Origin of the sequence: Caballeronia sp. LjRoot31 (assembly GCF_964253885.1) — a bacterium.
Taxonomy (GTDB): Bacteria; Pseudomonadota; Gammaproteobacteria; order Burkholderiales; family Burkholderiaceae; genus Caballeronia.
This window is the reverse complement of the sequence record NZ_CAXURX020000001.1, coordinates 4056538-4076690: the sequence shown is the minus strand read 5'-3', so window position 1 is coordinate 4076690 and position 20153 is coordinate 4056538. Positions and strand designations below refer to the sequence as shown.

18 protein-coding genes are annotated in these 20153 nt (G+C 58.7%); all 18 read left to right on the top strand.

The features are described 5' to 3' along the window. Positions 1 to 242 precede the first annotated feature (242 nt). The 18 genes from ACSQ8V_RS18225 (at position 243) to atpD (ending at position 20125) form a co-directional block, all read left to right on the top strand. Positions 243 to 1409, top strand: coding sequence for an ABC transporter substrate-binding protein (locus ACSQ8V_RS18225; RefSeq protein ID WP_436206537.1), 1167 nt, complete (start codon positions 243 to 245; stop codon positions 1407 to 1409). Positions 1410 to 1680: 271 nt separating this feature from the next. Further along, positions 1681 to 2859: an ABC transporter substrate-binding protein gene (locus ACSQ8V_RS18220; protein ID WP_436206536.1), complete on the top strand. Its 1179-nt coding sequence runs from the start codon at positions 1681 to 1683 to the stop codon at positions 2857 to 2859. 173 nt (positions 2860 to 3032) lie between these two features. Next, on the top strand, positions 3033 to 4088 hold the full coding sequence (locus tag ACSQ8V_RS18215; RefSeq protein ID WP_436206535.1) for a branched-chain amino acid ABC transporter permease: 1056 nt from the start codon (positions 3033 to 3035) through the stop codon (positions 4086 to 4088). 4 nt (positions 4089 to 4092) lie between these two features. After that, the gene (locus tag ACSQ8V_RS18210) at positions 4093 to 5877 is read left to right on the top strand and encodes a branched-chain amino acid ABC transporter ATP-binding protein/permease (protein ID WP_436206534.1); all 1785 of its coding nucleotides are present in this window, start codon (positions 4093 to 4095) and stop codon (positions 5875 to 5877) included. Beyond that, complete coding sequence (locus tag ACSQ8V_RS18205) at positions 5877 to 6623, top strand: ABC transporter ATP-binding protein (protein WP_213765027.1); 747 nt, start codon at positions 5877 to 5879, stop codon at positions 6621 to 6623. Before ACSQ8V_RS18210 ends, ACSQ8V_RS18205 begins: the two co-directional genes overlap by 1 nt. Positions 6624 to 6869: 246 nt before the next feature. Continuing rightward, positions 6870 to 8849, top strand: coding sequence for a tRNA uridine-5-carboxymethylaminomethyl(34) synthesis enzyme MnmG (gene mnmG, locus ACSQ8V_RS18200; RefSeq protein WP_436206684.1), 1980 nt, complete (start codon positions 6870 to 6872; stop codon positions 8847 to 8849). Further along, positions 8849 to 9529 carry a 16S rRNA (guanine(527)-N(7))-methyltransferase RsmG gene (gene rsmG, locus ACSQ8V_RS18195; protein ID WP_213765127.1) on the top strand — a complete coding sequence of 227 codons (681 nt, stop codon included), beginning with the start codon at positions 8849 to 8851 and terminating at the stop codon, positions 9527 to 9529. The genes mnmG and rsmG overlap by 1 nt, the downstream gene beginning before the upstream one ends. Positions 9530 to 9591: 62 nt before the next feature. Next, positions 9592 to 10362 carry a ParA family protein gene (locus tag ACSQ8V_RS18190; RefSeq protein ID WP_213765126.1) on the top strand — a complete coding sequence of 257 codons (771 nt, stop codon included), beginning with the start codon at positions 9592 to 9594 and terminating at the stop codon, positions 10360 to 10362. A gap of 37 nt (positions 10363 to 10399) precedes the next feature. Next, entirely contained in the window at positions 10400 to 11329 is a 930-nt protein-coding gene (locus ACSQ8V_RS18185; protein ID WP_213765025.1) for a ParB/RepB/Spo0J family partition protein, read from the top strand. Between the two features lie 6 nt (positions 11330 to 11335). Continuing rightward, the gene (locus tag ACSQ8V_RS18180) at positions 11336 to 12475 is read left to right on the top strand and encodes an SLC13 family permease (protein ID WP_436206533.1); all 1140 of its coding nucleotides are present in this window, start codon (positions 11336 to 11338) and stop codon (positions 12473 to 12475) included. Between the two features lie 314 nt (positions 12476 to 12789). Beyond that, the gene (locus ACSQ8V_RS18175; protein WP_436206532.1) at positions 12790 to 13386 is read left to right on the top strand and encodes an ATP synthase subunit I; all 597 of its coding nucleotides are present in this window, start codon (positions 12790 to 12792) and stop codon (positions 13384 to 13386) included. A 220-nt stretch (positions 13387 to 13606) separates the two neighbouring features. Next, positions 13607 to 14458 (top strand): F0F1 ATP synthase subunit A, encoded by an 852-nt coding sequence (atpB, locus tag ACSQ8V_RS18170; protein ID WP_213765022.1) that lies wholly within the window; start codon positions 13607 to 13609, stop codon positions 14456 to 14458. A gap of 157 nt (positions 14459 to 14615) precedes the next feature. Further along, complete coding sequence (gene atpE / locus ACSQ8V_RS18165) at positions 14616 to 14888, top strand: F0F1 ATP synthase subunit C (RefSeq protein WP_047895197.1); 273 nt, start codon at positions 14616 to 14618, stop codon at positions 14886 to 14888. A 136-nt stretch (positions 14889 to 15024) separates the two neighbouring features. Next, the gene (locus ACSQ8V_RS18160; protein ID WP_213765021.1) at positions 15025 to 15495 is read left to right on the top strand and encodes a F0F1 ATP synthase subunit B; all 471 of its coding nucleotides are present in this window, start codon (positions 15025 to 15027) and stop codon (positions 15493 to 15495) included. Positions 15496 to 15497: 2 nt separating this feature from the next. Beyond that, positions 15498 to 16037, top strand: coding sequence for a F0F1 ATP synthase subunit delta (locus ACSQ8V_RS18155; protein ID WP_213765020.1), 540 nt, complete (start codon positions 15498 to 15500; stop codon positions 16035 to 16037). Positions 16038 to 16086: 49 nt separating this feature from the next. After that, positions 16087 to 17628 (top strand): F0F1 ATP synthase subunit alpha, encoded by a 1542-nt coding sequence (gene atpA / locus ACSQ8V_RS18150; RefSeq protein ID WP_436206531.1) that lies wholly within the window; start codon positions 16087 to 16089, stop codon positions 17626 to 17628. Between the two features lie 133 nt (positions 17629 to 17761). Further along, positions 17762 to 18664, top strand: coding sequence for a F0F1 ATP synthase subunit gamma (gene atpG, locus ACSQ8V_RS18145; protein WP_436206530.1), 903 nt, complete (start codon positions 17762 to 17764; stop codon positions 18662 to 18664). A gap of 66 nt (positions 18665 to 18730) precedes the next feature. Further along, positions 18731 to 20125, top strand: coding sequence for a F0F1 ATP synthase subunit beta (gene atpD, locus ACSQ8V_RS18140; RefSeq protein WP_213765017.1), 1395 nt, complete (start codon positions 18731 to 18733; stop codon positions 20123 to 20125). Positions 20126 to 20153: the final 28 nt, after the last annotated feature.

The following is a 20153-nucleotide window of genomic DNA, read 5'->3' as shown; positions in this document are numbered from 1 at the left end:
AGGGGCCAGACACACGGTCTTCAAACGCCTGCGATTTACATTAATTCAGTCATTTCCGTACGGGTTTTCCCCGGGCATTTTTTAATGCGTGCTTTGGCACGCATTCGCGCGTTCAAACTCCTGCAAAACGCTTGCCCCGCGTGGTTCTGGTCCGCTACACTTCCGATTCACCGACCGCGTGGTCGGGATATAAAAATCGTAAAATCGCGCCAGTGAACAAAACACATTTACGGGGCATATCAATGAAGTCGGCTTTACGCTGGATCTCGACGGCGGCACTCGCCGCGAGCGTGTCCGCAGTAGTAAGTACGCAGGCTTTCGCAGACGTAAAGATTGGCGTGACGTTATCCGCCACTGGCCCGGCTGCATCGCTGGGAATTCCGGAAAAAAACACCATTGCGCTGCTGCCGAAGGAGATCGCCGGGCAGAAGATGGAATACATCGTTCTCGACGACGCGACCGACTCCACCCAAGCCGTCAAGAATGCCCGCAAGCTGACGAGTGAAGATCACGTCGACGCCCTGATTGGTTCCACGGTGGTCCCGAATTCGCTCGCGATGATCGATGTGGCGTCTGAGACCTCTACCCCCATGATCTCCATGGCCGCAGCGGCCACGATCGTCGAACCGATGGACGCAAAACGCGCGTGGGTATTCAAGACGCCGCAGAACGACATCCTGATGGCAACCGCTATCGCGCAGCATATGTCGAATCACGGCGTGAAGTCGGTGGCGTTTATCGGTTTCAGCGACGCATATGGCGAAAGCTGGTTCAAGGAATTCACCAAGGCAGCGGATCTCGCGAAAATCAAGGTGGTCGCTAACGAACGGTTCGCGCGCAACGATACATCGGTGACAGGACAGGTTCTCAAGGCCATGTCGCAGAATCCCGATGCCGTGCTGATCGCGGGTGCGGGCACGCCGGCCGCGTTGCCGCAAAAGACGCTGAAAGAGCGGGGCTACAAGGGCAAGATCTATCAGACGCATGGCGTGGCGAACAACGACTTCCTGCGTGTGTGCGGCAAGGATTGTGAAGGCACGTTCCTGCCGGCCGGGCCGTTGCTGGTTGCCGCGCAGTTGCCCGATTCGAACCCCGTGAAGAAGGCCGCGCTGACTTATAAGCAGGCTTATGAAAGTGCGTACGGTGCGGGTTCCATATCCACGTTCGGTGGTCACGCGTGGGACGCCGGCCTGTTGCTGCAACGGGCAATTCCGATCGCGTTGAAGAAGGGACAGCCGGGCTCGCAGGCATTTCGTGAAGCGTTGCGCGCGGCTATCGAAAGCACGAAGGATTTGCCCGGTTCGCACGGGATCTTCAACATGAGCGCAAACGATCACTCAGGACTCGATCAGCGGGCGCGCGTGATGGTGGAGATCGTCGGCGGGCAGTGGAAGCTCGCCAGAGACTGACCGCGACCCACACGACGATATGAACCGACCCAAGGCGCGTTGCTTCGAACGCGCTTTTTTTTCGAGGTGTTATCGAGTGGACGTTTTAGATGGGCTCGGCAGCGCTGGCCTGATGGCTAACGCTGAGGGAAAACGAGCCTAGGCACAGGCAATGACCGAAAATAGATTGATCGGCAGTTAATGAGCCGCAGTCAAGCCATGACCGCACGACAAAACAACTCGCAGTAGCGTACAAGGCATGCGCGACGGCATAGCGTCTGGAGACGATGCAATGAACAAGAATAACCCGTGGAAGTGGCAGGGACGGCTGACGAGTGCAGCGCTCGCGGTGACGCTCGCCTTGGGTGGCGGCGCCGCGTTCGCGCAGGTGAAGATCGGCGTGACGTTATCGGCGACAGGGCCGGCGGCATCGCTTGGGATTCCCGAGAAAAATACCATCGCGTTGTTGCCGAAGGAGATCGGCGGGAAGACGGTGGAGTACATCGTGCTCGACGATGGGTCCGACACCAGCCGTGCAGTGCAGAACACGCGCAAGTTGATTGACGAAGATCACGTTGACGCTATCGTGGGCTCAACCGTCACGCCGAACTCGCTGGCCATGCTTGACCCCGCGAGCCAGAGCAAGACGCCAATGATTTCGATGGCCGCCTCCGCTGCAATCATCTCGCCAATGGACGCTAAACGCTCGTGGGCGTTCAAGACGCCGCAAAACGACGGCCTGATGGCTGATGCGATTGCCGAGTACATGGAGAAGCATGGCGTGAAGACGGTGGGCTTCATCGGCTTTGCAGATGCTTATGGCGACGGCTGGTATAGCGTGTTCAACACCGCTGCGGCCGCGCACAACCTGAAGATTGTCGCGAACGAACGTTTTGCCCGCACCGATACCTCGGTTACCGGTCAGGTGCTGAAGACCATGAGCGCGAATCCGGATGCGGTGCTGATCGCGGGTGCAGGCACGCCAGCGGCGTTGCCCGCCAAGGCGCTGAAGGAGCGCGGTTACAAGGGCAAGGTCTATCAGACGCACGGCGTGGCGAACAATGACTTCCTACGTGTGTGCGGCAAGGATTGTGATGGCGAATTGCTGCCCGCGGGGCCGATCCTGGTGGCGGATCAATTGCCGGACAGCAACCCGGTGAAGAAGTCATCGCTGGCTTATAAGGCGGCCTATGAGAAGGCGTATGGGGTGGGGTCGGTCTCCACGTTTGGCGGTCACGCATGGGACGCTGGGCACATGCTGGAGCAAGCTATTCCCGAAGCGCTCAAGACGGCTCAGCCCGGCACCGAAGCGTTTCGCGTGGCACTGCGCAACGCGCTGGAAAACGTGAAGGACCTGCCGCTTGCGCACGGCGTGATGAACACCACGCCGACCGATCACAACGGCCTCGACAAGCGCGCCCGCGTGATGGTGCAGATTGTCGACGGCAAGTGGAAACTGCAGAACGACTAGTTGTGACATGGACCGCTTGCGCGCCGGCAAATTCGGCGCGTTTGCGTTCTAGCGCTCAGCGTTCCGGGATATCAACCATGGCTTTGAGGCTGCGTTTTTCCCGCAGTACCAGGCCATGTTTTCGATGGGTTGACCCGGCAGCCCCAGTAGCAGGATGCTCCTAAAGAGGCAGTATGGACTTATCGATTGCGGCGATTCTCGCGCAAGACGGCATCACCACGGGCGCAATCTACGCATTGCTCGCGCTCGCGCTGGTCCTCGTGTTTTCGGTGACGCGTGTCATCTTCATCCCGCAGGGCGAGTTCGTGGCATACGGCGCGCTGACGCTGGCCGCGCTGCAAACGCAGAAGCTACCGGCAACGTGCTGGCTGCTGATCGCCATGGGCGTGGGGTGCTTCGTCGCGGAGATCGCGGGCATCGTGCGGCATCCGTCTCGATACCGGCAGATAGGGCGCACGCTCGCCGTGCTGGCGGGCAAATACCTGCTGTTCCCGGTAGCAGTCTATGGGCTGACGCAGAGCGTGCTGATGCAGCCGCTGCCCATGATCCTGCAAGTCGCACTCGCGCTGCTGATCGTGATTCCGATGGGTCCGTTCGTCTACCGGTTGGCCTACGAGCCGATTGCCGAAGCCAGCACGCTGTTGCTGCTGATCGTGGCGGTCGCCGTGCATTTCGCCATGGTCGGCCTCGGCCTCGTGATGTTCGGCGCGGAAGGCTCGCGCACGACTGCGTTCTCCGATGCCACGTTCAATCTCGGCAGCGTGTCCATCTCCGGGCAGAGTCTCTGGGTGGTCGGGACGGCCGCGATGCTGATCGTTGCGCTCTATTTGTACTTCGACCGCACGATCTCCGGGAAGGCGCTGCGCGCGACCTCGGTAAACCGGCTTGGCGCGCGTCTGGTGGGCATCGGCACAACCCAAGCGGGAAGGCTTTCTTTCACGCTCGCGGCGGGCCTGGGCGCGCTCTGCGGCGTCCTGGTGGCCCCAATCACGACCATCTACTACGACTCGGGCTTTCTGATCGGCTTGAAGGGCTTCGTTGGCGCGATCGTGGGCGGCTTGGTGAGTTATCCGCTGGCCGCTGCGGGTTCGCTGCTGGTCGGGCTGCTTGAATCGTATTCCTCGTTCTGGGCGAGCGCATACAAAGAGGTGATCGTCTTCACGCTGATCATTCCGGTGCTGCTGTGGCGGAGTCTGGCAAGTCCGCATTCGGACGAAGACGAGGAGTGACGCGATGAAATTCGTCATGCGAAACAAGTTTTTCTGGGTATTTCTGTTGGTCGTATTCGCGCTGCCGGTGCTGCCGCATCCGATCCGCACGCCCGAGTACTGGATCACGCTGCTGAACTACATCGGGTTGTATTCCATTGTCGCTATCGGGCTCGTGCTGTTGACGGGCATCGGCGGGATGACGAGCTTCGGGCAAGCGGCGTTCGTGGGCGTGGGTGCTTATTCAACGGCGTACCTGACGACGCAGTTCGGTGTGTCGCCGTGGCTCGCGTTGATCGTGGGCATGGTGCTGACGGCGCTGATCGCGCTGCTGCTTGGGATGGTCACCATGCGACTGTCGGGCCACTTCTTGCCGCTCGGGACCATCGCGTGGGGGCTATCGCTGTTCTTCCTGTTTGGGAATCTCGAATTTCTCGGCAAGTACGACGGCATCAATGGCATTCCAGTGCTCAACCTGTTCGGATGGCATCTCGAGTCCGGGCGGTCGATCTACTACCTGATCTGGGTTGTCGTGTTGCTCGCGGTCGTATCTGTTCAGAATCTGCTTAATAGCCGTCCTGGCCGGGCTATTCGCGCGCTGCGCGGCGGCGGCACGATGGCCGAAGCCATGGGCGTGAACACCGCGTGGATGCGTGTGGTGATCTTCGTCTATGCCGCCGTGCTGGCCGCGATTTCAGGCTTCCTGTACGCGCATTTGCAGCGTGCGGTGAATCCGACGCCGTTTGGTCTCAATCACGGCATCGAGTTCCTGTTCATGGCGGTGGTGGGAGGCGTGTCGCATGTATGGGGTGCGGTGTTGGGCGCGACGATCCTCACTGTCCTGCAGGACTATCTGCAGACCTTGCTGCCTAAACTGCTTGGCTCGAATGGCAATTTTGAGATCATCGTGTTCGGCGTGTTGATGGTGCTATTGCTCCAATACGCGCGGCAAGGGGTCTGGCCGTTCGTCGCGCGTCTCTTCCCCAGCGGCCCGCGTGCCCGTGCCCCCGAGCACGCGGAAGCGCTGCCGCAACGCCCGAAGCCGATCATCGGCGAGCCTTTGCTGGTCGTCGATAAAGCGCGCAAGGAGTTCGGCGGCCTGGTCGCCGTCAACGATGTCAGTTTCCAGGTGAAAGCGGGCGAGATCATCGGTTTGATCGGACCGAATGGCGCGGGGAAATCGACGACATTCAACCTGGTCACCGGTGTGCTGCAAGCCACGAGCGGTTCGATCACCTTCCAGGGCGAACGTATCGATGCACTGACTTCACGTGAAATCGTCAAACGCGGTATTGGACGGACGTTCCAGCACGTGCGACTGCTATCGGGGATGACGGTTCTGGAGAACGTCGCCATAGGCGCGCACTTGCGGGGAAAGACGGGCATCTGGCGCAGCGTCGCGCGCCTGAACGCGGCAGAAGAAGGACGTCTGATGGCGGAAGCGGCGAAGCAGATCAAACGCGTGGGCCTGGAAAAACATCTCTACGATGAAGCCGGCAGCCTGGCGCTGGGGCAACAACGAATTCTGGAAATTGCACGCGCTCTATGCTGCGATCCGACTTTGCTATTGCTGGATGAACCCGCTGCTGGTTTGCGCTATCAGGAGAAACAGCAACTGGCGGGGTTGCTGCGACGCCTGAAGGGCGAGGGCATGAGCATCTTGCTGGTAGAACATGACATGGATTTCGTGATGAATCTGACCGACCGGTTGGTGGTGATGGAATTTGGAACCCGAATTGCAGAAGGATTGCCTGAGGATGTCCAGAAGGACCCTGCGGTTTTGGAAGCCTATCTGGGTGGGGTGGACTGATGGCTGATGCAATTCTTCAAGTCGCCGGTCTGTCGGTCCGTTATGGCAAGGTCGAGGCGCTTCACAACGGAAAACTCAACGTAGGCGCAGGGCAGATCGTTTCGGTTATTGGACCTAACGGCGCGGGCAAATCCACTTTGCTCAACGCCATCATGGGCGCACTTCCGTCCACGGGCTATGCGAAAGGGACCGTTCTCTATCGGGGCGAAGATGTCTCTGCGCTGGCAATCGAGAAGCGTGTTTCACGTGGTATGTGTCTTGTGCCGGAAAAGCGTGAGCTGTTTGCGAGTATGACCGTGGAAGACAACCTGGTTTTGGGTGCGTATCGGCGAAAGCGGGCAGGCGAACGCAATTTTCTCGATCAACTCGATCATGTGTTCGACTTGTTCCCGCGTCTGAAGGAGCGACGGAAGCAGACGGCGGGAACCCTGTCGGGCGGGGAGCGGCAAATGCTTGCGGTTGGCCGTGCGCTCATGGGCAAGCCCGATTTGCTGATGCTGGATGAACCTAGTCTTGGGTTGGCACCGTTAATCGTGAAGGAGATCTTCCACATCATCAGCGCGTTGCGTCAAACGGGCGTCGCTACGTTGCTGATCGAGCAAAATGCCCGCGCAGCGCTGCAGATATCGGATTACGGTTACGTGCTCGAAACGGGGGAGTTCGCAATGGAAGGTGTTGCCAGCGAATTGGCCCACAATCCGAAGGTTATTGAAACGTACTTGGGGTTGGCGAAGAAGATCGCTTAGCGCGGTTACAGCTCAACGTGTTTCACGTGAAACACGATTTTTTGCGTTAAGCGGTTGTTAATGAATTTCTGCGCGATCTACAGATTCTCGGTACGACTTTGAATTCCAACGAATTTTGATGGCATGTTTCACGTGAAACATGCCATTTTTTTCGCGTTAGCCGTTTGGCCTGAATCTTGGCAAAAGCTAACCGGCTATAATTCTTCGATATCTCTTTCGAAGGTCCGCCACCTCGCGCGGGAACCCATGCTTTATCCAACTGAATTCGATGTGATCGTCGTAGGTGGCGGTCACGCTGGAACTGAAGCCGCTTTAGCCTCGGCCCGAACGGGTGCGGCGACGCTTTTGTTGACCCATAACATCGAAACACTCGGTCAAATGAGCTGCAATCCCTCTATCGGCGGGATTGGAAAGGGCCATTTGGTCAAGGAAATCGATGCGCTAGGCGGCGCAATGGCCGCGGCAACCGATGAAGCGGGCATCCAGTTTCGGATTCTGAACTCATCGAAAGGGCCGGCGGTCCGTGCTACGCGGGCGCAAGCGGATCGCGTTTTGTACAAACAAGCGATTCGGCATCGACTTGAAAATCAGCCCAATCTTTGGTTGTTCCAGCAGGCAGTGGACGATTTGATCGTCGAAGGCGACCGCGTTGTCGGTGCCGTGACTCAGGTCGGCGTGAAATTCCGCGCGAAAGCGGTCGTGTTGACGGCCGGCACTTTCCTCGACGGAAAGATTCATGTGGGTTTGAACAACTACACGGGCGGCAGGGCAGGTGACCCGGCGGCCGTGTCGTTGTCGGCGCGGCTTAAGGAGCTTCAACTTCCGCAAGGTCGGTTAAAAACGGGCACCCCGCCGCGGATTGATGGCAGGACCATCGATTATTCGAAGCTCGAAGAGCAACCCGGTGATCTCGATCCGGTCCCCGTGTTCTCGTTCCTCGGTCGCGTTGAACAGCATCCGCGGCAAGTGCCGTGCTGGGTGACGCATACCAACGAGCGTACGCATGACATCATTCGGGCCGGGCTCGACCGTTCGCCGATGTACACAGGCGTTATCGAAGGCGTCGGGCCGCGCTATTGTCCGTCGATAGAAGACAAGATTCACCGCTTTGCGTCTAAGGATTCGCATCAAATCTTTTTGGAACCGGAAGGCCTGACGACGAACGAGTTCTATCCGAACGGCATTTCTACGAGCTTGCCCTTCGATGTTCAGCTCGAATTGGTCCGTTCCATGAAGGGATTGGAGCACGCGCACATTCTGCGACCGGGCTACGCGATTGAGTACGATTACTTCGATCCGCGAGCGCTGAAGGCGTCGTTGGAAACCAAAGCGATTGGTGGGCTGTTCTTCGCTGGACAGATCAATGGCACAACCGGCTACGAGGAAGCGGCTGCACAGGGCTTGCTCGCGGGTCTCAACGCAGCATTACAAGTCAGCGGCAGGGATGCGTGGTGTCCCCGTCGTGATGAAGCCTATTTGGGTGTTTTGGTCGACGATCTGGTCACCCAAGGGGTGTCGGAGCCATACCGGATGTTCACTAGCCGCGCGGAATACCGCCTGTCGCTGCGCGAAGACAATGCCGATATGCGTTTGACCGAAGCTGGCAGGGCGCTGGGCTTGGTGGATGACACCCGCTGGAGCGTTTTCAACGAAAAGCGCGATGCTGTTTCACGTGAAACACAGCGCCTGAAATCGACTTGGGTTAACCCTAAAACGTTGCCCGTAGAAGAAGCTATCGCACTACTCGGTAAACCGATTGACCACGAATACAGCTTGGCGGATTTATTGCGGCGACCGAGTGTCACCTATGCGGACGTTTGCGCATTGCGGAATCACACCTCCGGTCCGGAAACACCGCTGGCCCAAGATCCGGTTTTGCTCGGACAAATCGAAGAGCAGATCGAGATCGCGGTGAAGTACCAAGGCTACATTGACCGCCAAGCTGGCGAGATCGAGCGCAACGGAACGCACGAAAATACGCGTTTGCCGGAAGGATTCGATTACGCAGAAGTGCGCGGATTGTCCTTCGAGGCTCGCCAGAAACTGATCCAGCACCGCCCGGAAACGATCGGCCAAGCGTCGCGTATCTCGGGTATTACGCCCGCTACCATTTCCTTGCTCATGGTTCACCTCAAGCGGGCGTTGGGCCGGCACGATGGTGCTACAGGTCAGGCAGCAGCCGGAAATAGCAGGGCCGGGCGTGGCAGCGCTCGCTCCGTCTCGTGATGCAGCGTGACGCCGGGGACGCCGGACTACAAAAGCTTCTAAACGAAGGAATCGAGCAACTCGGCATTGCCGTCACGGACGCGCAGCGCCAGAAGTTGCTCGACTACGTGGCCCTGCTTGGTAAGTGGAATGCGGTCTACAACCTGACCGCGATTCGCGATCCGCGCCAGATGCTGATCCAGCACATTCTTGATTCTCTCGCGATCATCCCGTTCATCACACGCCGCACCGGGCCTCAGTCTGCGCTCGATGTCGGCTCGGGCGGTGGCCTGCCGGGGATCGTCATGGCGATCGTCCTGCCCGACTGGCAAGTCACGCTGAACGACATCGTTCACAAGAAAACGGCCTTCCAATCCCAGGCTAAGTTGCAACTCGGACTGATCAACTTGTCGGTCGTGACAGGGCGTGTCGAGAATCTGCACCCCGGTATAGAAGTCCCAGGTCTTTTCGATGTAATCGTCTCGCGCGCGTTCGCAGAGCTCTCTGACTTCGTTACACTTGCGCGTCATCTGGTTGCCGGCAACGGCCGCATCTGGGCGATGAAAGGAATCAGGCCGGATGCCGAGATTGCTCGCCTTCCCGCCGACACGAAAGTCTGCTGTATCGAACGCCTCCGCGTGCCCATGCTCGACGCCGAGCGCCACCTGATCGAAATTGAAATCGGAGCGGCCCCACATTGAACACTGCAGTCGACATCTCACGCGCGCCTGAAATCCAGTCAGGAAAGAAGGGACACATCACGATGGCAAAAATCTTCTGCGTCGCGAACCAGAAGGGCGGCGTCGGAAAGACGACGACAGCAGTCAACCTCGCGGCGAGTCTGGCGGCGCTCGACCAGCGCGTCTTGCTGGTCGACCTGGACCCGCAGGGCAACGCCACCATGGGAAGTGGCGTCGATAAAGCCGCCGTCGAGAACACCGTGTACGACGTACTGGTCAACGGAGTGACCGTGCTTGAGGCACGTACCCGTACGGACGCGGTCGGCTACGACGTCTTGCCGGCTAACCGCGAACTGGCGGGCGCCGAGGTGGAACTGGTCGGCGTGGAAAACCGCGAACGCGTGCTGCGTAAGGCTTTGACGGAAGTCCAAGCCGATTACGATTTCATCCTCATCGATTGCCCACCTGCTTTGTCCTTGCTCACGCTGAACGGTTTGTGCGCCGCCCACGGCGTGGTCATCCCGATGCAGTGCGAGTATTTCGCGCTGGAAGGTCTGTCCGACCTCGTCAACACGATCAAGCAGGTCCACGCGAATCTCAACCGTGACCTGAAGGTGATCGGATTGTTGCGCGTGATGTTCGATCCGCGCATTACGTTGCAGCAACAGGTATCGGATCAACTGAAACAGCATTTCGGTGACAAGCTCTTCGACGTCGTCATTCCCCGCAACGTCCGTCTGGCCGAAGCGCCCAGTTACGGTTTGCCGGGTGTCGTGTTTGACCGGGCATCGCGTGGCGCGCAGGCGTATATCCAGTTCGGTACGGAAATGATCGAGCGCGTACGCGCGCTTTAACGGACACAGCGTCAAGATGGCAGAACGAGGAAGCAAGATGAACGCAACGATGAAGAAGAAGGGCCTTGGGCGCGGTCTGGAGGCCCTGCTGGGCGGAAGCTCGGATATCACCGAGGCCGTGCGCAGCGAAGGCCTGCCGAACGTTCTACGCCTCGACTCGATGCAAGCCGGCAAGTATCAGCCGCGTACGCGAATGGACGAAGGCGCGCTGCAGGAACTCGCGGCCAGCATTCGCGCGCAGGGCGTGATGCAGCCGATCCTCGTGCGTTCGATCGGCAACGACCGATACGAAATCATTGCAGGCGAGCGGCGCTTCCGTGCGGCGAAATTGGCCGGCCTTGAAGAAGTGCCGGTGCTTGTGAAGAACGTGCCGGATCAGGCCGCAGCGGCCATGGCGCTGATCGAAAACATCCAGCGCGAGGATTTGAATCCGCTGGAAGAGGCGCAGGGCATCCAGCGTCTGCTCGATGAATTCGATTTCACGCACGAGCAGGCGGCCGAATCGGTCGGGCGTTCGCGTAGTGCCGTATCGAATTTGCTGCGCCTGCTGAACCTGGCTACGCCGGTTCAAACCATGCTGCTCGCAGGCGATCTCGACATGGGTCACGCCCGCGCGCTACTTGCCGTCGATGCTGCCACGCAGATCCAGTTGGCCAACCAGGTGGTCAACAAGCGCATGTCGGTGCGCGAGACCGAGAAGCTGGTTTCATCGACGACCAAAGAAGCGCCCGCTACGAAAGCGCGCGTCGCGAACGATGGTGGCCGCGACACGCGTCGGCTCGAAGAGGAATTGTCCGACCTGTTGTCTGCGAACGTGAAGATCAAGATGGGCGGGCGAGGGCGCGGCAAGCTGCAGATTGATTTCGGCGATCTCGATGCGCTCGAAGGCATTTTGGGACGTCTGCGTACCGGCGCCGTCAATGGCAAACCGACAACCACGGACAACGCATCCGCAGCGCAGGCATAAGCCGCGATGCAGTCGCCAGCGGGCTCCAAACGCTTACGAACCAATCCTTGGGCGAAAGCCTGGGCGCTTGTCACCAAAGAGCCCGTGCTGGCGATCCTGTTGGTCGCGCTCATCGCGTTGCAGGTGCTGCATCCCAAGCCGTGGGCGTCGTTACCCGCGTTGATCGACTGGCAGACCGTGCTGACGCTTGCCGGCTTGCTGATGTTGACCAAGGCGGTCGAGCTGTCGGGTTTCCTGATGTGGATGGCGCACCGCGTTGTTCATCGAATTCATGGTGAACGCGGGCTCGCGTTTCTGCTGATTGGCCTCGCCGCAGCGCTCTCGACTTTGCTCACCAACGACGTCGCGTTGTTCGCCGTCGTGCCTTTGACTTTATCGCTGCATAAACTCGCGCCGCTTCCCATCAAGCGGCTGGTGATCTTCATCGCGATCGCCGTCAATGCCGGGTCGATCCTGACACCGCTCGGCAACCCTCAGAACCTGTTCCTCTGGCAGACGAGCGGCGTGTCCTTCGGCGGATTCGTGTGGGCGCTGCTGCCGTTGTGCGCGGTGCTCATGGTGATGCTTTACGCGTTAGCCGCGGTGATGTTCCACAACAAGCCGCTCGATCTTTCCGGCGACACCGAAGCGCATTCCGTCGATATCCCTCTCTGCACGGTAGCGGGCATTGCGTTCATCGCGTTCGTCGTTCTCGCCGATGCCCATTACGCCGGCATCGGCCTGACCGGTGTCGCAGCGGGATTCCTCTTGTGGCGACGTCACGTCGTGCTGAAAATCGACTGGTTGCTGCTGCTGATCTTCGTGCTGATGTTCATCGTGCTGCGCAGCGTGGCCGCATTGCCGTGGGTGCATCACGCAATAGCAAGCCTGGGCCTCGATTCGCCACTCAAGGCGTACGCGGCCGGCGCCGTGTTGTCCCAGGGAATCAGCAACGTGCCGGCCGCGATCATGCTCGCGGAGTTTTCGAAAGACTGGCGAGCGCTGGCATTCGGTGTGAGCGTAGGGGGATTTGGCATTGCGATTGGTTCGCTTGCCAATTTGATTGCCGTTCGCTTGTCAGGAGAACGCGGCATGTGGGGTCCGTTTCACCTCATCTCCATTCCATTCTGGATCGTCGCGGCGGCCGTCGGAGCATGGCTCGTTTAATCAGATAAAAATGATGCGGCGCACGCAATGCGAATCCGTGTCCTGCTGAAAAACGACGTGAAACCGGTGCGCATCCGGCGTTAATCAAACTCTTTGTCGGTACAAGCGAAATCTCCTTTCAGAGACGTGTTTTTAAGGCTCGTCCGCTTGTTTTTTGATGGCCCTAAGCTATTGAATCTGTGACAACAATCGCTTACAATCCCCCGGATTTATCAGCTTGGCGACTCCGAAAGCGCAACGTAAGTATGTGGTTGAATCCAGCCATGAACGAGCGGTAAATGCGTAGGCTGTAACTGACTTTAGTGAGATGTGTGATGGCGGTGCGAGAGCAGGATCGAGCGCCGGAAGGCGGGCAAGATGGGCGCGATTCACGCCCTGCCGTTGATTTGACCGGACACAAGATGTCCAGTTCAACGTCCACCACCACTTCTTCTGGTCAGTCGCGCCACGCATCGGATCATCCATTCGACGATTCGTGGGACGCCGAAGCACAAGATAACAAGACTGTTCCGCTTACGCGGACAGAGGCGGAGACGCTGTTTGGTCCCGGAGTGAGTCGTCCATCGCGTGTCACGCCGTTCAAGGTCGTGGCGGCGCAAATGGTTTTGTCCCTGTGTGCGACGTTGGCATGGTGGCTGTTCTACAGTCCACCGGGTGCCGCTGCGCTGTCCGCGTTCCTCGGGGGAGCGATTTGCTGGGTGCCTAGCGGATTGTTCGCCGCGCGTCTGAAAGCGAAGAGCGGCGCTGAAACCGTCGCAAGCTGGGTGATCGGCGAAGCAATCAAGATGGGCGCGACTATCGCCATGTTCGTGGCGATCGCGTACGGTTTCAAAGGCGTGCTGTGGGTGCCGTTGCTGGTGACGTACCTCATCGCGTTGAAGACGTACTGGATCGCGATGGCCTGGAAATAAGGCGCGCGACATAGAGGGTGCGCGAAGGTGCGCGACATAACGTACCTCGCAGACTTGACGCGCCAGGTAAGTGAAGTGCCAACGGTATCAGAGCAAAATAATACGTGCGGATTTTGTGTCCTGCACGCGGGCCTGCGCCCTGCGAACCGCCAACCATGTGGCGGCTCGAGGATCACGCAGGCGGCGGAAGATTTTCGACAATTTGGGTGGCTTTAAAGTTATGGCAGCTAGCGAAGGAACGCACGCGATGGATCCGTCGGAGTACATCGCGCACCATTTGCAGAATCTTTCCACGTCGCAGCAGACGTCGATTTTCGACATCCACGTCTGGAATCTCGACACGCTTTTCTGGTCGATTCTTTGCGGCATCGTCACCATCGCGATTCTTGGTCTGGCGGCTCGCAAAGCGACGTCCGGCGTGCCGGGCCGCTTTCAGTGCGCAATCGAGATGCTGGTCGAGATGGTGGAAGACCAGTCGAAGTCGATGGTCCACGGCAGCCGCCGTTTCATCGCCCCGCTCGCCCTCACGGTGTTCGTGTGGGTCGCGCTCATGAATTCGCTCGACTTCATCCCGGTTGACCTGCCCACGCGCGTGATCGGCTGGCTGGGTCTGTCGGAGACGTTCCCGCATATGCGCATCGTCCCGACGGCTGACCTGAACGGCACGCTGGGTATTGCTATCGGCGTGTTCGTGCTGATGATTTACTACAACTTCAAGATCAAGGGCGCAGGCGGCTTCGTGCACGAACTGCTGTCCGCTCCGTTCGGCGCGCATCCGCTGCTGTGGATCCCGAACCTTGCACTCAACATCATCGAGTTCGTCGCCAAGACGGTTTCCCTCGGCATGCGGCTGTTCGGCAACATGTACGCAGGCGAACTGTTGTTCCTGCTGATCGCGCTGCTCGGCAGCATGTGGCATTTCGGCGCGGACGCCTCTGTGCTCGGCTTTTTGGGCCACGTAGTTGCAGGGACGGTTTGGGCGATCTTCCACATTCTGATCGTGCTGCTGCAGGCGTTCATTTTCATGATGCTGACGCTGGTGTATCTCGGCCAGGCGCATGACACGCACTAAGCCGCACCAAGTAGCTCAATCAGACAGCAGGGAAGGCTCACAGTAGTTCGGTAAAGCGCTGCGGAACAACGCAGCGGCGAACCAAAAATCAGCAGAATCGTATCGAGTTTCAATTTTATAAATCTAGTTCCAAAGTCTTTTTCACATAGGAGTAGTCATGAACGCTTTCATCGCCAACATCCAGGGTCTGACCGCCATCGGTATCGGCATCATCATCGGCCTGGGTGCAATCGGCGCCTGTATCGGTATCGGTTTGATGGGCGGCAAGTACATTGAAGCGTGTGCTCGCCAGCCGGAACTGATGAACCCGCTGCAAACCAAGATGTTCCTCTTGGCTGGTCTGATCGACGCGGCGTTCCTGATTGGCGTTGGTGTGGCAATGCTGTTTGCGTTCGCGAACCCGCTGCTGTCGAAGCTCGCCGCAGGCTGAGGTTCCTCGGAAGTGTGCGCTTAGGCTTTAGGCACTAAGCGCAGGACGGAACGTGCAACGGCGCTTAATCGATGCAACCCTCGATCAAGCGCCTTGCCGTTTCACTCTCCGGATTAGCAACGTTTAAGGAAACACCGTGAATCTCAACGCAACCCTGTTTGCGCAAATGGTCGTGTTTCTGATCCTCGCGTGGTTCACGATGAAGTTCGTGTGGCCACCGTTGATCAACGCCCTGGATGAGCGCTCGAAGAAGATCGCCGACGGCTTGTCAGCCGCCGAAAAGGGCAAGGCCGAACTCGAAGCCGCACATAAGCGCGTCGACCAGGAACTCGCGCAAGCCCGTACCGACGGCCAGCAGCGTATTGCGGATGCTGAAAAGCGCGCAGTCGCCGTCGCCGACGAAATCAAGGCTAACGCCCAGGCTGAAGCCGCGCGCATCATTGCGCAAGCGAAGGCCGACGCAGAACAGCAAGTCGTCAAAGCGCGCGAAGCATTGCGCGGCGAAGTCGCGGCGCTGGCCGTGAAGGGCGCCGAGCAGATCCTGAAGCGCGAAGTCGATCAATCGGTTCACGCCGATATGCTGAATCAACTCAAAACCGAGCTCTGATCATGGCCGAACTTGCAACCATCGCCCGACCGTACGCAGAAGCCATATTCCGCGTGGCCGAAGCGGGTGAGCTCGCCGCCTGGTCTGACTTCGTCGAGGAGCTGGCTCAGGTTGCGCGTCTGCCTGAAGTGCTGTCCATTGCGACGAGCCCGAAAGTGAGCCGCGATCAGGTCAGCGAGCTGTTGTTGTCGGCGGTGAAATCGCCGCTCGCGCAACAGCCGGAGGCAAAGAACTTAGTGCGGATGCTGGTGGACAACCACCGGTTGACGCTGATGCCGGAAATTGCCGTGCAGTTCGACGAGCTGAAGAATTCCCGCGAAGGTGCGGCCGATGCGCTGATTGTCAGCGCATTTCCGCTGGAAGGCGCACAGTTGACCGACCTTGTCGCGAATCTCGAACGCAAGTTCCACTGCAAGCTGAAACCTGCCGTTGAAGTCGATAAGTCGCTGATTGGCGGTGTCCGCGTGACGGTAGGCGACGAAGTACTCGATACCTCGGTCCGCGCGCGCCTCGCCAGCATGCAGACGGCTCTGTCCGCCTGACGCGCTTTTGCGCCGGCGCACGTAAAGAATTGACTATCAGGAGTGACTAATGCAACTCAATCCCTCTGAGATCAGCGAGCTGATCAAGAGCCGGATCCAGGGTCTGGAAGCGAGCGCCGATGTTCGCAACCAAGGCACTGTGATTTCCGTGACCGACGGTATCGTGCGTATTCACGGTTTGTCGGACGTGATGCAGGGCGAAATGCTCGAATTCCCGGGCAATACCTTCGGCCTCGCGCTGAACCTCGAGCGCGATTCGGTTGGCGCCGTGATTTTGGGCGAATACGAACACATTTCGGAAGGCGACATCGTCAAGACGACGGGCCGTATTCTCGAAGTGCCGGTAGGTCCGGAGCTGCTCGGCCGTGTGGTCGACGCTCTGGGCGTGCCTATCGACGGCAAGGGTCCGGTCAACGCAAAGATGACCGACGCCGTCGAAAAGATTGCGCCGGGCGTGATCTGGCGTAAGGGCGTGTCGGAGCCGGTTCAAACGGGTCTGAAGTCCATCGACGCAATGGTGCCGGTTGGCCGTGGCCAGCGCGAGCTGATCATTGGCGACCGCCAATGCGGCAAGACGGCTGTGGCCATTGACGCGATCATTAACCAGAAGGGCAAGAACCTCTTCTGTATCTACGTTGCGATCGGCCAGAAGGCTTCGTCGATCATGAACGTGGTGCGCAAGCTTGAAGAAAGCGGCGCGATGGAATACACCATCGTGGTCGCGGCTTCGGCTTCGGAATCGGCTGCGATGCAATACCTCGCACCGTACGCCGGCTGCACGATGGGCGAATACTTCCGCGATCGCGGTCAAGACGCGCTGATCGTGTATGACGATTTGACCAAGCAAGCGTGGGCGTATCGTCAGATTTCGCTGCTGTTGCGCCGTCCGCCGGGTCGTGAAGCGTATCCGGGCGACGTGTTCTATCTGCACTCGCGTCTGCTGGAGCGTGCTGCTCGCGTGTCGGAAGACTACGTTGAGAAGTTCACGAACGGCGAAGTGAAGGGCAAGAGCGGTTCGCTGACGGCGCTGCCGGTCATTGAAACGCAAGCCGGCGACGTGACCGCATTCGTTCCGACGAACGTGATCTCGATTACCGACGGCCAGATCTTCCTGGAAACCGACTTGTTCAACGCCGGTATTCGTCCTGCTATTAACGCAGGCGTGTCCGTGTCTCGAGTCGGCGGTGCAGCGCAGACCAAGGTCATCAAGAAGCTGTCCGGCGGTATTCGTACCGACTTGGCGCAGTATCGTGAGTTGGCTGCGTTCTCGCAGTTCGCATCGGACCTGGATGAAGCTACGCGTAAGCAACTGGAACGCGGCCGTCGCGTGACGGAATTGCTGAAGCAGCCGCAATATCAGCCGCTGCAAGTTTGGGAACTGGCGATCGCGCTGTTTGCCGCGAACAACGGTTACCTCGACGATCTCGAAGTTGCTCAGGTGCTGCCGTTTGAAAAGGGTCTTCGCGACTACTTGAAGACGAAGCACACGGACTTGATCAATCGCATCGAACAGAACAAAGACTTGTCGAAGGACGACGAAGGCGCATTGCATACCGCGCTGAAGGACTTCAAGAAGTCGGGCGCTTACTGATCCTCGTATTGGTCGAAATTTGAAGCGGCGCGGGCCGCTTTTAGAATCAACGAAGCATCCCGCGCCACTTCGATAGCTTTGCATGGACCCGAGTAACGCTTACGCGCTAACTCGGGCCGACAAGGAGTAAGCAATGGCTGGAATGAAGGAAATCCGCGGCAAGATCAAGAGCGTGCAAAACACGCGCAAGATCACCAAGGCGATGGAAATGGTGGCTGCGTCGAAAATGCGCCGCGCGCAGGAGCGCATGCGCGCTGCTCGCCCGTATGCCGACAAGATCCGCGACGTCGCGGCTCACATGAGCGCTGCCACGCCTGAGTATCGCCATCCGTTCATGGTTGAGAACAAGGGCGCGAAAGCGGCCGGCATGATCCTCGTCACGACCGATAAAGGTCTGTGCGGTGGCATGAACACGAACATCCTTCGCGCGGCGCTCCTGAAGTTCAAGGAGCTCGAGCAGAAAGGTCAGACGATCGAAGCATCGGCGATCGGCAGTAAGGGTCTGGGCTTCCTGAACCGGTTGAAGGCCAAGACCGTGTCGCAAGTCACGCATCTGGGCGACACGCCGCATCTGGAAAAGCTGATCGGCGCGATCAAGGTTCAGCTCGACCTGTATTCGGAAGGCAAGATCAGCGCTGTTTATCTGGCTTTTACGCGCTTCGTCAACACGATGAAGCAGGAAGCCGTGATCGAACAGTTGCTGCCGCTGTCGGCAAGCGATTTCGCGCGCAAGGACGGCCTGGATAAAGACAGCGAACTGGTCACGCCGAAGACATCGTGGGATTACATCTACGAGCCGGATGCGCAGACGGTCGTCGACGAACTGCTCGTGCGTTATGTCGAAGCGCTCGTGTATCAGGCGGTGGCGGAAAACATGGCATCGGAGCAATCGGCTCGCATGGTCGCCATGAAGGCCGCGTCCGATAACGCGAAGACCGTGATTGGTGAATTGCAGCTCGTGTACAACAAGAGCCGGCAAGCATCGATTACGAAGGAATTGTCAGAAATCGTCGGTGGCGCTGCAGCGGTCGGTTGATCGTGAGCGTCGAATCGAACTGCGCCTGTCGCGCGAGTGAAGAATCAAGTATCTAAAGGAAATGCGATGAGTACTACTGCTTTGGTAGAAGGCAAGATCGTACAGTGCATCGGCGCGGTTATCGACGTGGAATTCCCGCGTTCCGACATGCCGAGAATTTACGACGCGCTCGTTTTGGAAGGCTCGGAACTGACGCTTGAAGTCCAGCAGCAGCTGGGCGACGGCGTGGTTCGTACCATTTGCCTGGGTGCATCGGATGGATTGCGCCGCGGTACGGTCGTGAAGAACACGGGTAAGCCGATCAGCGTGCCGGTCGGCAAGCCGACGCTTGGCCGGATCATGGACGTGCTGGGTCGTCCTATCGACGAAGCTGGCCCGATCAACTCGGACGTGACGCGCGGGATTCACCAGAAGGCGCCGAAGTTCGAAGATCTGTCGCCGTCTACTGAACTGCTCGAAACCGGCATCAAGGTTATTGACTTGATCTGCCCGTTTGCGAAGGGCGGTAAGGTTGGTTTGTTCGGTGGCGCCGGTGTGGGCAAGACCGTGAACATGATGGAACTGATCAACAACATCGCTAAGGAGCACGGTGGTTATTCCGTGTTCGCCGGTGTTGGCGAGCGTACCCGCGAAGGGAACGACTTCTATCATGAAATGAAGGATTCGAACGTTCTGGACAAGGTCGCGCTGGTGTACGGCCAGATGAACGAGCCGCCGGGCAACCGTCTGCGCGTGGCGCTGACCGGCCTGACAATGGCCGAGCATTTCCGCGACGAAGGTCTGGACGTGCTGTTCTTCGTGGACAACATCTACCGTTTCACGCTGGCTGGTACGGAAGTGTCGGCTTTGCTGGGACGTATGCCGTCGGCAGTGGGTTATCAGCCTACGCTGGCTGAAGAAATGGGCCGTCTGCAAGAACGGATCACGTCGACGAAAACCGGCTCGATCACCTCGGTGCAAGCCGTGTACGTTCCCGCCGATGACTTGACCGACCCGTCGCCGGCGACCACGTTTGGTCACTTGGATGCAACCGTCGTGTTGTCGCGTGATATTGCTTCGCTGGGTATTTATCCGGCTGTGGATCCGCTCGATTCGACCTCGCGTCAGATCGACCCGAACGTGATTGGCGAAGAGCACTACAACATCACGCGTGGCGTGCAGCAAACGCTGCAGCGCTACAAGGAATTGCGCGACATTATCGCGATTCTGGGCATGGACGAACTCGCGCCGGAAGACAAGCTCGCGGTTGCGCGCGCTCGTAAGATCCAGCGTTTCCTGTCGCAGCCGTTCCACGTCGCGGAAGTCTTCACGGGCTCGCCGGGCAAGTACGTGCCGCTGAAGGAAACCATCCGCGGCTTCAAGATGATCGTGGAAGGTGAATGTGATCATCTGCCGGAGCAGGCGTTCTACATGGTCGGCACGATCGACGAAGCCTTCGAAAAGGCTAAGAAGATCCAGTAAGGGTCGGGTGTAACGCAACGGGCGCTGG

Excerpts from the sequence above, each read along its gene's own strand:
- ACSQ8V_RS18225 (WP_436206537.1), top strand. The coding sequence starts at position 243 with ATGAAGTCGGCTTTACGCTGGATCTCGACGGCGGCACTCGCCGCGAGC.
- ACSQ8V_RS18220 (WP_436206536.1), top strand. The coding sequence starts at position 1,681 with ATGAACAAGAATAACCCGTGGAAGTGGCAGGGACGGCTGACGAGTGCA.
- ACSQ8V_RS18215 (WP_436206535.1), top strand. The coding sequence starts at position 3,033 with ATGGACTTATCGATTGCGGCGATTCTCGCGCAAGACGGCATCACCACG.
- ACSQ8V_RS18210 (WP_436206534.1), top strand. The coding sequence starts at position 4,093 with ATGAAATTCGTCATGCGAAACAAGTTTTTCTGGGTATTTCTGTTGGTC.
- ACSQ8V_RS18205 (WP_213765027.1), top strand. The coding sequence starts at position 5,877 with ATGGCTGATGCAATTCTTCAAGTCGCCGGTCTGTCGGTCCGTTATGGC.
- mnmG (WP_436206684.1), top strand. The coding sequence starts at position 6,870 with ATGCTTTATCCAACTGAATTCGATGTGATCGTCGTAGGTGGCGGTCAC.
- rsmG (WP_213765127.1), top strand. The coding sequence starts at position 8,849 with ATGCAGCGTGACGCCGGGGACGCCGGACTACAAAAGCTTCTAAACGAA.
- ACSQ8V_RS18190 (WP_213765126.1), top strand. The coding sequence starts at position 9,592 with ATGGCAAAAATCTTCTGCGTCGCGAACCAGAAGGGCGGCGTCGGAAAG.
- ACSQ8V_RS18185 (WP_213765025.1), top strand. The coding sequence starts at position 10,400 with ATGAACGCAACGATGAAGAAGAAGGGCCTTGGGCGCGGTCTGGAGGCC.
- ACSQ8V_RS18180 (WP_436206533.1), top strand. The coding sequence starts at position 11,336 with ATGCAGTCGCCAGCGGGCTCCAAACGCTTACGAACCAATCCTTGGGCG.
- ACSQ8V_RS18175 (WP_436206532.1), top strand. The coding sequence starts at position 12,790 with ATGGCGGTGCGAGAGCAGGATCGAGCGCCGGAAGGCGGGCAAGATGGG.
- atpB (WP_213765022.1), top strand. The coding sequence starts at position 13,607 with ATGGCAGCTAGCGAAGGAACGCACGCGATGGATCCGTCGGAGTACATC.
- atpE (WP_047895197.1), top strand. The coding sequence starts at position 14,616 with ATGAACGCTTTCATCGCCAACATCCAGGGTCTGACCGCCATCGGTATC.
- ACSQ8V_RS18155 (WP_213765020.1), top strand. The coding sequence starts at position 15,498 with ATGGCCGAACTTGCAACCATCGCCCGACCGTACGCAGAAGCCATATTC.
- atpA (WP_436206531.1), top strand. The coding sequence starts at position 16,087 with ATGCAACTCAATCCCTCTGAGATCAGCGAGCTGATCAAGAGCCGGATC.
- atpG (WP_436206530.1), top strand. The coding sequence starts at position 17,762 with ATGGCTGGAATGAAGGAAATCCGCGGCAAGATCAAGAGCGTGCAAAAC.
- atpD (WP_213765017.1), top strand. The coding sequence starts at position 18,731 with ATGAGTACTACTGCTTTGGTAGAAGGCAAGATCGTACAGTGCATCGGC.